This window comes from Vibrio sp. 10N.261.55.C5 (assembly GCF_041470505.1).
GTDB classification, from domain to species: domain Bacteria; phylum Pseudomonadota; class Gammaproteobacteria; order Enterobacterales; family Vibrionaceae; genus Vibrio; species Vibrio crassostreae_C.
Genome location: NZ_JBFRMS010000016.1, coordinates 74,825 through 89,141 on the forward strand (window position 1 = coordinate 74,825; position 14,317 = coordinate 89,141).

Sequence of the window (14,317 nt, forward strand, 5' to 3'; positions counted from 1 at the left end):
TCACAAACCATTCCCCGTTCTAATCTATCAACGGCATTCAATTTGAGTCAGTTACGATTCAATTAACAACTCAGATGAAATTAACACACCATTCCAATCGGCATAAATATAGTCACCAGGCTGAATCAGTTGATTATGTATAGAGAGCGTCACATTCACTTGGCCGACACCGCGTTTCTCTGTTTTGAATGGCGATGCACCTAACGCTTGAACGCCAAGGTCCATTTGCGACATCATGCCAACATCACGCACCGCACCGTTCACAATCACGCCTTCCCAACCATTTTCTATTGCGAGAATAGCGAGTTGATCGCCAAGCAGCGCCTTCTGGCATGAGCCATTACCGTCAACGACAAGCACTTTGCCACAGCCGTCGGTCTCTAAAACCTCGCGAACCTTGGAATTATCGTGATAACAACGAACTGTTACAATTTTTCCAAAGAACGCACCACGTTGGCCGAAGTTCTGCAATGGCATGTTCAGTAGGGTGACTTCGCTTTCAAACTCATCACACAAGTCGGGTGTTATATCGTGCATATATCCTCCGTGAGTAAGGCGTTACCAGTTATGTCAGGCTAGCCTCTATGCTTTTATATGTTATTAAAATTAATCCTTTGTTTTCATTGTTCTATGCTCAATTTATTACTCAATAAAGGTTGATTGAGCATATTTATCTACTAGACTCTTAAGACAGCTTTCAGCTTCCTTGGTTCATAATCCGGTCTTTAGCAGGCAAGATGTGCGAAGCATCTCGAATAATCATTCTTGTTTTGGTGCTAAATAGTCACCATAACATTGGTTAAGTTGTAGCCATACTATTAAAGTTTGTTGCGATACGGCAATTGATGTAAATCAACAAAGTGAATGGAATTAACATTCTCGCGTTGTTAGCATGCTGTTAACATTATAGAATCCACTCCAATCACTAAAAGAATGATTGAAAGGCGTACTGGATCTACGTTATTGGGCAATACTTCAAGGAAGGCAGATAGCTGGAAGTAAGTGTTTTTTTGAAAACTTTAAGTTATCATCAAAAATACATTACCTGTATGTTATGTTTTTGCCTAGAATTTATTCTATTAGCACAGTTTCGTCACAAATTTAGGTACCGCCAAATGCAAACCCCGCAGATTCTTATCGTTGAAGATGAGCAAGTAACTCGTAACACTCTAAAGAGTATTTTTGAAGCAGAGGGATATGCTGTTTTTGAGGCTAGCGACGGTGAAGAGATGCACCAAGTGCTATCTGACAACCAAGTTAACCTTGTAATTATGGACATCAACCTTCCAGGTAAGAATGGCCTACTACTTGCACGTGAACTACGTGAGCAAGCAAACGTAGCGCTTATGTTCTTAACTGGTCGCGATAATGAAGTTGATAAGATCCTTGGCCTAGAGATCGGCGCTGATGACTACATCACTAAGCCTTTCAACCCTCGTGAACTGACTATCCGTGCACGCAACCTTCTGAACCGTTCTATGAGCACAAGCTCTGTTCAAGAAGAGAAGCGTAGCGTTGAGAAGTACGAGTTCAACGGTTGGGTACTAGATATCAACAGTCGTTCTCTGGTTAGCCCAGATGGCGAAGGCTACAAGCTACCTCGTTCAGAGTTCCGTGCTCTACTTCACTTCTGTGAGAACCCAGGTAAGATCCAAACACGTGCAGACCTTCTTAAGAAGATGACTGGCCGTGAGCTTAAGCCACACGATCGTACTGTAGACGTAACAATCCGTCGTATTCGTAAGCACTTTGAATCTGTTTCTGGTACGCCAGAAATCATCGCAACGATTCACGGTGAAGGCTACCGCTTTTGTGGTGACCTAGAAGACTAATTCGATTCGCGCTTCTTACCATTTAGCACTACTCACCAGTAAGTGTTATTAACAATAGAAGCGTCATCAATAGTTATTAAAAAGGGAGAATGCCAACGCATTCTCCCTTTTTTATTGTTCTTAATTGGATAAGGTTTTAGTAAACCGTATCCACCTTAACGTCTTTCTCTACTAACCACTTCACGGTTTCGCCATCTTTAAGTTCAACCGCTACATCAACAGGCTTGTCGCTGTCGATCTCTAGCTGCCATACAAACGCGACTTCCCATTGAGTTTCACTGTGTGTTCTTAAATCAAGATCGTCAGCCGTTACCAACAAGGTGTCTGCACCCTGTTTAACCGTAACACTCTCAACCGCAAGCGTTGCTGGCAGTTGTGAATCTGACTCTAGGTAGATAGAACCATGCAGGGTCTTATCTTGAGTCTCGCCAATCGTTGGCATCTTGTTGTGCCAAAGGTTGCTTTTCATGGTAACTGTTACTGCAGATACTTCGACTTGATTATCTTGCTGCCATTCTACTTGTGGCGCAGAACAACCCGCTAATGCCACTACACATGCAGCGAATGCTAATTTTTTCATTATTCTTCTACCTTTGATTTAACCAACTCTTTAAAACTTCAATGTCATTCTGGTATTCGTTATTTATCTCATCAACCCAATCTGAAATGTTCTCCCACCACGCAGGCAAATCTGGAGATTGAGCTTTCTGGGCAACTTGTTGGATGCGTTTCAGACCAATAGAACCTGCAGCACCTTTAATCTTATGTGCCTCAGAAACGATACTGGCTTTATCTTTCGCGACCATGTTGGAGTTCAATATTTCCATATACTCCGGCATCATATCTTCGAACATCGCGATGCTATCCAAAACCGGTTTCGGTCCAACAATATCAACATAAGACTCTAGCATATCAATATCAAGCAAAGTGGTATCAATTTCTGAAAGAACAGGCTTACTCGCGTCGACTTTATCAATGCTCTCAACCTTATCGGTGCCCGCTACCTTCTCAATTACCTCTGGTGCATCTTCGATAAGTTCACTGATGACATCTTGGATAGCTCGAACCGACAAAGGTTTACTGATCGCTTCGTCCATGCCTTTCTGGAAGTACTCTTGCTTGTTGTTTAATACGTTCGCAGTTAACGCCACCAAAGGCGGTAGCTGGCTGTATTTCTCGCGGTAGTATTGAGCAATATCGAAACCCGTCATATCTGGCAGTTGGATATCCAACAACACCAAATCATAGTCTTCAGGATTGAAAGCAATTTGCGCCTCTTTACCCGTCATCACGACTGTCACTTCATGGCCAAGGCTTTCAAGTAGAGAGCGAGCCACTGTGATATTGAGTTCAATGTCTTCGACCATAAAGATCTTAAGATTCGACTGTTTTCTTGGCGTTTTGATCAGAGCCTGAGTATCGTGATTCACTGGAACTCGAATCGAAACCGTAAAGGTACTGCCAAAGCCCTCTTCACTGATGACTTCAATGTGGCCATCCATCATATTAATTAGCTGTTGAGAGACAGCGAGACCAATACCCGTGCCGACAGCGTGCAAGTTGTCCGTGCCCGATTTCACCTGATAGTACATCGCGAAGATCTTCTCGATTTCACTTTCAGGGATACCAATACCAGTATCTTCCACTTCCATCGTAATGTTGGCAAAGTCACCATCAATGTCGGCGCTGACTGTCATCACCACTCCACCATCTTTGGTGAACTTCATCGCGTTACTAACAAGGTTCCACAGTACCTGTCTAAGACGAGTACCATCCACCTCAACAGCAGCTGGAAGATCAGACAATCTTTCTAGATCGAACCTTAACCCTTTCTGCTCAGCCATCAACGCAGAGATACTTTCGATCTCGACAACGAAATCTTCAAAGTTAATAGGCGTAGGGAAGAGTTCAAGCTTACGGCGGTCGAACTTATCCATATCAATAATATCGTTGAAGATATTACCCAGTGTCACCGCGCTCACCTTGATGGTTTGCATCTGCTTGCGCTGTTCGGTGGTCAGTTGGCTATCAAGCAGCATGCGGCTCAAGCCAATGATGCCGTTGAGCGGCGTTCTTAACTCGTGGCTAATAGTTGAGATAAAGGTGGTCTTATCGCGGCTGGCTTTTTCTAACGACTCTTGATGCTCTTTACGTTCAGTAATATCGCGGCCAAAACCAACCAAGCCCAAGTGACGACCATCTTTGCTGTAGAAAGGCACTTTACGCAGTTCGAAGTAACTCTTGCGGCCATCTGGGTATTCAAGCCATTGGTCATAAGTCAGTGCTTGGTTGTCAGCAAATACTTTCTTATCGGTTTCAACAACTTGCTGAGCGACCTCTTTACTGTAAACATCCCAAGGAGTTAAACCAACTAGCTCTTTTTCTGTTTTACCAGTGAGCTCTTCAACCGCACGGTTACAACCAGAGAACACACCATCTTCATTACGGTAGTAAATAAGGTCAGGCGAGGCATCGATAAACGAGCGTAACAGTGCAGTACGTTCTGCGAGTTCAAGCTGAGTACGCTCGCGCTGGAACACCTCGTTTTCGAGATCTTGCATTGCTTCTGCGCGCGCTTCTTCCGCTTTTTCACGCTCTTCAATTTCTTGATTAAGCTTCTCGATATTGAGCTGCATTTTATTGTTGAGTTCTTGGTCTCGCTCACGCATGTCGCCAAGTTTAGAGACCAATTTCGCTAACCTTTGACGTGATTCTTCCAACTGGTCCACGACCACTGACAGAAAATAAACCGCCCAAGGCGTGATCACTAAACCGAAGAAAACTGAACGGACAATGTCGATGTCATCAACATTGCCTTTGAGTGCAAGGGTGATACCGACTTGCACAACAACAGCGAGGGCAACAAGCGCTAGGGCGAGTAAGATAGAAAAGCGGACAATCCCCAGTTTTACGAGTAGATCCACGTAATACTGGGCAAGATTTTTCATGGGTTTCATTTAGCGCTCCATGCGATAAGACTAGCAACATTCTACCCTGTTTGAAGATGGGAGGTAAGCTAGCTACATCACACGCAGCAAGTGTTCAGCGGTAATTTCGAAGGTTAATTAACCAATACAAATACTAACTAAGCAAAAATAGCCGGGGATAATCAAATTGCCAATTTTATAGCGTTAGCGAATTGAGTATGGATGCACCATTGAACGGTTGCGACCGTCTGATTTCGCTTGATACAACGCACTATCAGCCAAGGCAACAGCCGATTCCATTTCATCATCAGGTGTAGGAATGTAAGAGATAATACCAATACTCACCGTGATGAATTCAGAGACTGTCGACTTCTCATGCGCAAGTTCCAATTTTAGGACTTCATCATGAATACGCTGCGCCACCAGCTGAGCACCTTCGGTCGTTGTATTTGGCAGAATAAAGCCGAACTCTTCACCACCATAACGAGCCACACAATCAGATGAACGATTCAACACCTGCTTAAATGCCTGAGAAACCTGAATCAAAGCATCATCGCCTTGTTGGTGTCCGTAAAAGTCGTTGTAGCCTTTAAAGAAGTCGATATCACATAGCATGATCGTCAGTGGCAGCTTCTCACGCACATGATAATGCCACAGTGTAGAGAGCTGTTCATCGAAACGACGTCGGTTAGACACTTTAGTCAGGCTATCCATAAAGCTGAGGCGTTCAAGTTCAAGGTTGGCTTCTTCAAGCTTTTGTTCTGCTAGATAACGCTCTGTAATATCACGCGCCATGATCAACACACCATTAGTGCTCGATGCTGGATCTCTAAACGGTGATTTGACTACATCATACCAAGTAAATGTTCCATCACTTGAGACCACTTTGTCGATATAACGCAGTGATTTACTTTGATGAAGCACTTGATGATCGGTTTCTGATATTCGCGTATAGATGCTATGTGGCACCACATCTTGTAAACGTTTACCGATCAAGTCACTGACTTCAGAGATACCCAGCGCAGCCACAAATGGTTTATTACACGCTTGATAAACCATGTTTTCATTAAAGATACCAATCGAGTCTGGGCTGGCCTCCAGGAGGTTTTGCAAGATGGTGTCACGCTGCGCAAGTGCCACTTCGGTATCTTTTCGCTTCTCCATCTCGCCACGCAGTTTCTGCTGCATGTCATGCCAATCGGTCACATCATGACTAATAGAGAGCGTGCCGATGGTTTCTCCATCTTGGGAAAGCAGCACACTTTGGTAGGTTTCAAGCAAGCAGCTTTTTCCATCTTGATCTGTAGTCCAAGAGCGTTCACTTACACGACCTTTTAATACTCCACCAGAAACACTCAGGGTGCCCTCTTCAGCACGACCATGCCAAAACTTTTTAAACGAGCGATTACTCGTCACTAACTGACCTTTCTGATCTTTCACGTAGATCAGCTCAGACAAAGAATCCAAAGCGGTACGAGCAACATTCAGTTCTCGAACTTCTTGGGACAGTTCTTCGTTAGTGTTTTTATAAGGTGAGGCGTGAATCATCCAAGCCTGCTTATTTCTAAAATGGATCTTACGACCGATCAAGTTGATCTTGAACGACTCAAATTCAGAAAGCGCCCACAGGGAGACCTGCTCGAAGGCTCGAGAGTTGATGTGGTTGGTTAAGTAGTGACGAAAGCTGTTCTCGCTTTCCACAGTAGGAAAGCGAAAATTAACACCGATTTGGCGGATACCAAGCAACTGCATGGCTTGGCGATTGGCATAGAGTATTTCGCCACTTCGAACATCAACAAAGTAGAGTGGCGACGGGGTAGCAAGTAGAAGCGTTTCGATATGCGACTGATAACGAGAATAGAGATGCCAGCAGATGAGAGCAATCAGCAATACAACAACGATATAAATACCGTAGCCATACGCCCTGTCCCACAACCAAGTCATTACCAGTTCCATTTACTCTCAATCTATACCATAAAATCTGTTAGGGAAATGTTACCACTATTTATTGGTTTTATCTGCTGTCACCTACAGTCACCCATTTCTATTAATTGGCCGCGTTTAAAACAGGCAACGTGTACTCGAATGCAGAGCCCGTTTTGATGCCTTGAGCACCGGTTTTATCCAACGAACGACCTATTTCAGTCATCGCTAACCAGCGGTTCTCACACCATAAAGGAGAAAGTAAGGTTGGGCGTCTCGCCGCTGAAGAAACACGGTGATAAACCACGTCCGCAGGCGTGCGTTGAATGACCTCACTCGCGATATCGATGTACTCTTCAAGGCTTGGGGCTTCTAGCTTTCCTGCCTTCCACGCCTTAGCCATGGTACTGCCCTCTACTATATGAAGGCCGTGCAGCTTAATACCATCGGTGCCAACGGCTAATACCTTGTCTAAGGTTTCAAGGTTATCCGCTTTGGTTTCTTTTGGTAGACCAACAATCAGGTGAGTACACACCTTGATACCTAAAGCGCGTGCGCGTTGGGTGATCGTTTCATACACCGCAAAATCGTGGCCGCGGTTAATTCGCTTGAGGGTTTTATCATTGGCGGTTTGCAGGCCAAGCTCGAGCCAAATCTCATAGCCTTGTTTAACGTAGCCCGCTAACAGATCCAACACCGCATCAGGCACACAGTCTGGTCGCGTACCAACACAAAGGCCGACGATCTCTGCACCGGGTGCTTTTAGCGCCTCTTCATACATATTCTTGAGCACTTGCACCTCAGCATAAGTGCTGGTGTACGCCTGAAAGTAAGCCAGATACTTCTTAGCACGAGCAATTTCACCCGCACGATCTTTTAGCTGGTCAGCAATACTTTGAATTTGAGTTTGTTCATCGGCAAAGGAAGCCACGTTACAAAACGTGCAACCTCCACGGCCAATTGTCCCGTCTCGGTTTGGGCAGCTGAAACCACCATGAAGCGTCAGCTTGTGAACCTTCTCGCCATAACGGCGTTGAAGGTCTTGGCCGATAGTATTGACCAACTCGTGTAATTGCATATTTTCAAAGCACTCAAGTAAATAAGAATGAATATCAGTCTTTTTTGAAAAAAAATTACATCCCTGCAAAATTCGACCAATTAGTTTACTCAAGGCTTTTTGCGAGCAACCTAACAAATATCAATAAACATGCAAAAAATCGGCTCTATTTGCCTAATGTTGCACATTTGTTAGGCATTAAATTCAAAATAAAACGAAAAAAGTGGTCTACATGGGTCAACTTTCATTGCAATTCGCCTAGACAAAATTGTAGGATACTTACACATATTGGCTATTTTTGAGTATTTACTTACAACGAAAACTTGCTAATAAGTCGGTGATATCTAACTCCCACCTATATAAACCACTAGTTTGTGGTTAAAAATAAACAGGTATCACTAAGGATTGTTTTTCTCGCAATACTTTTCCTGCGAGATACGGAAAGGATTCAAACCGCCAACATAGGCAGGTTTAGACTCATAAATATAAAAGGACAAGGCTGACTTTATACAAAGAAGTTGCGCCTAGATTTAACTGGAAGGATGTATCTATGGTAGATCAAGAGCAGAACTCACAGGGTCTGTATACTCCTGAACTGGAGCATGACGCTTGTGGTATCGGTTTTGTTGCGCATCTCAAGAATCGCAAATCTCATGATGTAGTAACTCAAGCACTCGATATGCTTGCACGTATGGAACACCGTGGTGGCCAAGGCTGCGATCCGTGTTCTGGTGATGGTGCAGGTATCCTGCTACAGAAGCCGCACGAATTCTTACTAGAAGAAGCCGTAAAGCTTGGAATTAAACTGCCATCTTTTGAAAAATATGGTGTTGGTGTTGTACTTTTCCCTAAAGATGAACACAAACGTGCACAGTGTCGTGACATTCTAGAACGCAATGCACAACGCCTAGAGTTAGAAGTGATCGGTTACCGTGAACTTCCAACGGACAATTCAATGATTGGTGCTGACCCACTAAGCACTGAACCTCAATTTGAACACGTATTTATTTCTGGCGGCCCTGGTATCACACCAGAAGAGCTTGAGCGTAAACTGTATGTTCTACGTAACTACACGGTTCGTGTATGCCTAGAAAGCGTTTCAAATATCGGTGATGACTTCTACATCAACTCTATGTCTTACAAGACATTGGTGTACAAAGGTCAGCTAACAACTGAACAAGTTCCTCAGTACTTCCTAGATCTGCAAAACCCAACCATGGTGACAGCTCTAGCACTAGTACACTCTCGCTTCTCTACCAATACATTCCCACGTTGGCGTCTAGCTCAGCCTTTCCGTTACATCGCGCACAATGGCGAAATCAATACGGTTCGCGGCAACCTGAACTGGATGAAAGCACGTGAAGCAATCCTAGAATCGGATCTGTTTACACAAGCTGAAATCGACATGCTGCTTCCTATCTGTCAGGAAGGTAGTTCGGATTCATCAAACTTCGATATGGCACTTGAGCTACTTGTTCTTTCAGGTCGTACTCTGCCACACGCGTTGATGATGATGATCCCGGAAGCATGGCAAGAAAACAAAAACATGGATCCAACTCGTCGTGCGTTCTACCAGTACCACGCGAACGTAATGGAACCATGGGATGGCCCAGCATCAGTATGTTTCACCGATGGTGTTCAAGTAGGTGCAACACTTGACCGTAACGGTCTGCGTCCTTCTCGCTACACAGTAACTAAAGACGACTTCCTAGTAATGGCGTCTGAGTCTGGTGTTGTTGAGATTGCACCTGAAAACGTTGAGTACCGTGGTCGTCTACAACCAGGTCGTATCTTCGTTGCTGACCTTGAGCAAGGCCGCATCATTTCTGATGAAGAAGTGAAAGACAGCATTGCTAAAGCACAACCTTACGAAAAGTGGGTTGAAGAGAACCTTCTGAGCCTGAAAAAGCTACCGGATGCGAGCAACGAATTTAGCCAACCTTCTCCAGAGAAACTTCTCCACAAACAACAATCGTTTGGTGTGAGCTCTGAAGAAGTAAACGAAATCATTCTACCTCTTGCGAAGACTGGCTATGAGCCGCTTTCTGCAATGGGTGCTGACTGGCCGCTAGCGATTCTTTCTCACCAATCGCAGCACCTTTCAAACTACTTCAAACAGCTGTTTGCTCAAGTAACTAACCCACCAATCGACCCGATTCGTGAGCGTATGGTTATGTCTCTGAACACTTACCTAGGTAAAGATCAGAACCTACTTGCTGAAACACCTGAGCACTGTCAAAAGGTAGAGCTTGAGTCTCCAGTACTGTCTAACTCTGAGTTAGAAAAGCTGCGTGCTATCGATAACGAGCACCTTCAAGCGAAAACGCTAGATATCGTATTCCAAGCAAACGGAGACCAAGGTAAGTTAGAGCGTGCTCTGAAACGTATTTGCCAATACGCAGAAGATGCCGTGATTGATGGTTACTCAATCATCCTACTGACTGACCGTGCGGTTAACTCTAACCACGCTGCAATTCCAGCAATGCTGGCTGTTGGCGCGGTACACCACCACCTAATCCGAAAAGGCCTACGTGCTAAGTGTGACATCGTGGTTGAAACGGGTGATGCACGTGAAACACACCACTTCGCAACGCTTCTTGGCTATGGTGCAAACGCAGTTAACCCATACCTAGTAATTGAAACGATTGTTGAACTACAACGTACTAAAAAACTAGACCCGAACGTTCACACACGTGAGTTCTTCGATAACTACCGTAAAGGTGTTAACGGCGGTCTACTGAAGATCTTCTCTAAGATGGGGATCTCGACACTGCAGTCTTACCACGGTGCACAAATCTTTGAAGCACTTGGTATCAGCAAGTCAGTGGTTGAAAAATACTTCACTGGTACGGTTTCTCGTATTCAAGGTCTAACGATCGACGATATCGCACGTGAAGTACTTGTTCGTCACCGTGTTGGTTACCCAGCTCGTGAAATCCCAGCTCAAATCCTTGATGTTGGCGGTGTTTACCAGTGGAAACAACGTGGTGAGAAGCACTTATTCAACCCAGAAACCATCTCTCTACTTCAGGAGTCGACGCGTAACAAAGATTACGGTCAGTTCAAGAAGTACGCAAAAGCAGTTGATGACCAAGGCGACAACGCAGCAACGCTACGTAGCCAACTTGATTTCATCAAGAACCCTGCAGGCTCTATTCCTCTAGCGGAAGTAGAACCAATCGAGAATATCCTTAAGCGTTTCGCTACTGGCGCAATGAGCTTTGGTTCTATCTCGCATGAGGCTCACTCAACACTGGCTGTTGCAATGAACCGCATTGGCGCGAAGTCAAACTCAGGTGAAGGTGGTGAAGATCCAGCACGTTTCGAACGTAAAGAAAACGGTGACTGGGAACGTTCAGCTATCAAACAGGTGGCTTCTGGTCGCTTTGGTGTAACGTCTTACTACCTATCGAACGCTGATGAGCTGCAAATCAAGATGGCTCAAGGTGCGAAACCTGGTGAAGGTGGTCAGCTACCTGGTGATAAGGTTGATGACTGGATCGGCGCGACGCGTCACTCGACTCCAGGCGTAGGTCTAATCTCACCACCGCCACACCACGATATCTACTCAATCGAAGATTTAGCTCAGCTGATCTACGATCTGAAAAACGCGAACCGTAACGGCCGTGTCAACGTGAAGCTAGTATCAGAAGCTGGTGTAGGTACGATTGCATCAGGTGTAGCAAAAGCGAAAGCTGACGTAGTACTTATCGCAGGTTTCGATGGTGGTACGGGTGCATCTCCGATGTCTTCTATCCGTCACACTGGTCTGCCTTGGGAACTGGGTCTAGCAGAAACGCACCAAACACTACTGAAAAACGGCCTACGTAACCGTATCGTTGTTCAGTCAGATGGTCAGATGAAAACACCACGTGACCTTGCAGTAGCAACGTTACTTGGCGCGGAAGAATGGGGCGTAGCAACAGCAGCATTGGTTGTTGAAGGCTGTATCATGATGCGTAAGTGTCACAAGAATACCTGTCCTGTTGGTATCGCAACACAAAACAAAACTCTGCGTGAGCGTTTCGACGGCCGCGTAGAAGACGTAGTGACTTTCTTCCAATACATGGCTGAAGGTCTGCGTGAAGTTATGGCTGAACTTGGCTTCCGCTCTATCGATGAGATGGTAGGTCAATCGCACAAACTTAAAGTTCGTGACGACATCGGCCACTGGAAGTACAAGAACCTAGATCTAACACCTGTACTGCACATTGAGCAGGCACGTGAAGAAGATGGTATCTACAACCAGACGCAACAAAACCACAACCTAGAAGACGTTCTAGACCGCAAGTTGATTCAAGCTGCGATTCCAGCTCTTGAGAAAGGCGAAGCCGTGAATGCGAGCTTCCCTATCATCAACACGGACCGCTCTGCTGGTACCATGCTGTCGAACGAAATCTCGAAGGTTTACAAAGACCAAGGTTTACCACAACCAATGAACGTTAAGTTCCACGGTAGTGCTGGCCAATCTTTCGGTGCGTTCCTTGCGAAAGGCGTTAAGTTCGAAGTAGAAGGCGACGCGAACGATTACTGGGGTAAAGGTCTGTCTGGCGGTACTTTGGTACTGTACCCAGATGCGAAATCGACTATCGTTGCTGAAGATAACATCGTGGTTGGTAACGTATGTTTCTACGGTGCGACCTCAGGTGAATCTTTCATTCGCGGTATGGCAGGCGAACGTTTCTGTGTTCGTAACTCAGGTGCGAAGGTTGTTGTTGAGGGCGTTGGTGACCACGGTTGTGAATACATGACTGGTGGTGTTGCCATTATCCTTGGTTCAACAGGTCGTAACTTTGCTGCGGGCATGAGTGGCGGTGTTGCTTATGTTTGGGACAAAGCGGGTGACTTCGAAACCAAGCTCAACCCTGAACTTGTAGACCTAGATCCAATTGAACAAGAAGATAAAGATCTTCTACTGGATATGCTAACTAAGCATGTTGAATTCACAGGAAGTGAAGTTGCTCAATCTTTCCTAGACAACTTTGAAGCAAGTGTTGCATCGCTAGTTAAAGTAATGCCACGCGACTACAAAGCTGTTCTTGAAAAGCGTAAAGCTGAAGCACAACAGGCACAAACGGAAGAAGTGGAGGCAGTATAATGGGTAAGCCTACTGGATTTTTAGAACACGGTCGTGAGCTTCCAAAGAAGCTCGACCCGTCAGTTCGAATTGAAGACAACAAAGAGTTCGTACTTAACGAAGAGTTTGGTGAAAAGATCAATACTCAAGCCTCTCGTTGTATGGACTGTGGCGTACCTTTCTGTCACAACGGCTGTCCGATTGGTAACATCATCCCAGAATTCAATGATGCGGTTTACCGTGACAGCTGGGAAGAGGCTTGGAACATCCTAAGCTCTACCAACAACTTCCCTGAGTTTACCGGTCGTGTTTGTCCTGCTCCTTGTGAAAGTGCCTGTGTTCTTGGTATCAACCAAGACCCAATCACTATCTGTAATATCGAGAAAACGATTGTCGAAACTGCGTACCGTGAAGGGTACGCAAAACCTAAAACACCACGCTCTCGCACAGGTAAAACTGTCGCAGTTATCGGTTCAGGTCCTGCTGGCTTAGCCGCAGCGGAGCAGCTAAACAGCGCTGGTCACTCGGTAACGGTATTTGAACGTGACGAGAAAGTCGGTGGTCTACTTCGCTTCGGTATCCCAGACTTCAAACTGGGTATGGACGTGATTGATCGTAAGATCAACCTAATGGCTGAAGCGGGCGTTGAGTTTAAAGTTAACCAACACATCGGTGTTGATGTTAACGCTCAGCAGCTACGCCAAGAGTTTGATGTGGTATTGCTAACGGGTGGTTCTACGGTTCCACGTGACTTGCCAATCCCAGGTCGTGAGTTGAAAGGCGTTCACTTTGCCATGGAGTTCCTTGGTCAAAACAACCGCCGAGCTAACAACCTAGATCTTAAAACAGAAGAGATTCACGCGAAAGATAAGCACGTTGTGGTTATCGGTGGTGGTGATACTGGCTCTGACTGTGTGGGTACATCAAACCGTCACAAAGCAGCGAGCATTACTCAGGTTGAGATCATGCCGATCCCACCAGAGAAGCGCCCAGCAAACATGCCTTGGCCTCAATACCCAATGATCATGAAAACCACCACTTCTCACGAAGAAGGTTGTGAACGTCACTGGAACATCTTAACCAAAGAGTTCATCGGTAACGAGCAAGGTCAAGTGACGGGTCTACGTATTGCTGACATCGTTTGGCAAGATGCGAAACCAGGTGAGCGTCCAGGCTTTGATGAAGTAGCGAACTCTGAACGTGTTATTCCTTGTGACATGGCATTCCTAGCAATGGGCTTCTTACACCCGGAGCCAACCGGCGTGCTTGCTCAACTAGACATTAAACTGGACGAGCGCGGTAACGTCGCTTCTGAAGGTTTTGCAACGAACCAGAAAGGCGTTTTCGCTGCTGGTGATATGCGTACTGGTCAATCTCTAGTTGTACGTTGTATTAATGAAGGTCGTGAATGTGCAATTGCCATTGATGACTTCTTAATGGGTAACTCAAACTTAGAAGCGAAAGCTGATTCACTCATGCTTTCCGCATAATATTTCTCGGG

The 14,317-nt window shown here is 45.4% G+C and carries 8 protein-coding genes and 1 pseudogene; 4 read left to right on the forward strand and 5 right to left on the reverse strand.

What is annotated here, in order from left to right; genetic code table 11:
* Positions 1-51: 51 nt before the first annotated feature.
* On the reverse strand, positions 52-537 hold the full coding sequence (locus AB4263_RS08360) for a putative 4-hydroxy-4-methyl-2-oxoglutarate aldolase (RefSeq protein WP_017059310.1): 486 nt from the start codon (positions 535-537) through the stop codon (positions 52-54).
* A 47-nt stretch (positions 538-584) separates the two neighbouring features.
* Here AB4263_RS08360 and AB4263_RS08365 point away from each other — a divergent pair.
* Together AB4263_RS08365 and arcA are read left to right on the forward strand one after the other, a co-directional pair.
* Positions 585-686, forward strand: a pseudogene (locus AB4263_RS08365) (ribonuclease activity regulator protein RraA); the annotation flags it as partial.
* A gap of 429 nt (positions 687-1,115) precedes the next feature.
* On the forward strand, positions 1,116-1,832 hold the full coding sequence (arcA, locus tag AB4263_RS08370; RefSeq protein ID WP_004741534.1) for a two-component system response regulator ArcA: 717 nt from the start codon (positions 1,116-1,118) through the stop codon (positions 1,830-1,832).
* Between the two features lie 136 nt (positions 1,833-1,968).
* Here the strand turns inward: arcA and AB4263_RS08375 are convergent, their stop codons facing one another.
* The 4 genes from AB4263_RS08375 to AB4263_RS08390 form a co-directional block, all read right to left on the reverse strand.
* On the reverse strand, positions 1,969-2,412 hold the full coding sequence (locus tag AB4263_RS08375) for a hypothetical protein (protein WP_050644351.1): 444 nt from the start codon (positions 2,410-2,412) through the stop codon (positions 1,969-1,971).
* 7 nt (positions 2,413-2,419) lie between these two features.
* A complete protein-coding gene (arcB, locus tag AB4263_RS08380; RefSeq protein WP_017062885.1) occupies positions 2,420-4,789 on the reverse strand; it encodes an aerobic respiration two-component sensor histidine kinase ArcB in 2,370 nt (789 codons plus the stop codon).
* A gap of 174 nt (positions 4,790-4,963) precedes the next feature.
* Positions 4,964-6,715: a diguanylate cyclase domain-containing protein gene (locus AB4263_RS08385; RefSeq protein WP_017059307.1), complete on the reverse strand. Its 1,752-nt coding sequence runs from the start codon at positions 6,713-6,715 to the stop codon at positions 4,964-4,966.
* 91 nt (positions 6,716-6,806) lie between these two features.
* The gene (locus tag AB4263_RS08390) at positions 6,807-7,760 is read right to left on the reverse strand and encodes a TIGR01212 family radical SAM protein (RefSeq protein WP_372098062.1); all 954 of its coding nucleotides are present in this window, start codon (positions 7,758-7,760) and stop codon (positions 6,807-6,809) included.
* Positions 7,761-8,289: 529 nt separating this feature from the next.
* Between AB4263_RS08390 and gltB the strand changes: the two genes are divergently transcribed.
* Complete coding sequence (gene gltB / locus AB4263_RS08395; RefSeq protein WP_372098063.1) at positions 8,290-12,837, forward strand: glutamate synthase large subunit; 4,548 nt, start codon at positions 8,290-8,292, stop codon at positions 12,835-12,837.
* Positions 12,837-14,306: a glutamate synthase subunit beta gene (locus AB4263_RS08400; protein ID WP_017066517.1), complete on the forward strand. Its 1,470-nt coding sequence runs from the start codon at positions 12,837-12,839 to the stop codon at positions 14,304-14,306. The genes gltB and AB4263_RS08400 overlap by 1 nt, the downstream gene beginning before the upstream one ends.
* Positions 14,307-14,317: the final 11 nt, after the last annotated feature.

Coding starts and splice junctions, on each gene's coding strand:
- arcA (WP_004741534.1), top strand. CDS start 1,116: ATGCAAACCCCGCAGATTCTTATCGTTGAAGATGAGCAAGTAACTCGT.
- AB4263_RS08400 (WP_017066517.1), top strand. CDS start 12,837: ATGGGTAAGCCTACTGGATTTTTAGAACACGGTCGTGAGCTTCCAAAG.
- arcB (WP_017062885.1), bottom strand. CDS start 4,789: ATGAAACCCATGAAAAATCTTGCCCAGTATTACGTGGATCTACTCGTA.
- AB4263_RS08385 (WP_017059307.1), bottom strand. CDS start 6,715: ATGGAACTGGTAATGACTTGGTTGTGGGACAGGGCGTATGGCTACGGT.
- AB4263_RS08390 (WP_372098062.1), bottom strand. CDS start 7,760: ATGCAATTACACGAGTTGGTCAATACTATCGGCCAAGACCTTCAACGC.
- gltB (WP_372098063.1), top strand. CDS start 8,290: ATGGTAGATCAAGAGCAGAACTCACAGGGTCTGTATACTCCTGAACTG.
- AB4263_RS08360 (WP_017059310.1), bottom strand. CDS start 537: ATGCACGATATAACACCCGACTTGTGTGATGAGTTTGAAAGCGAAGTC.
- AB4263_RS08375 (WP_050644351.1), bottom strand. CDS start 2,412: ATGAAAAAATTAGCATTCGCTGCATGTGTAGTGGCATTAGCGGGTTGT.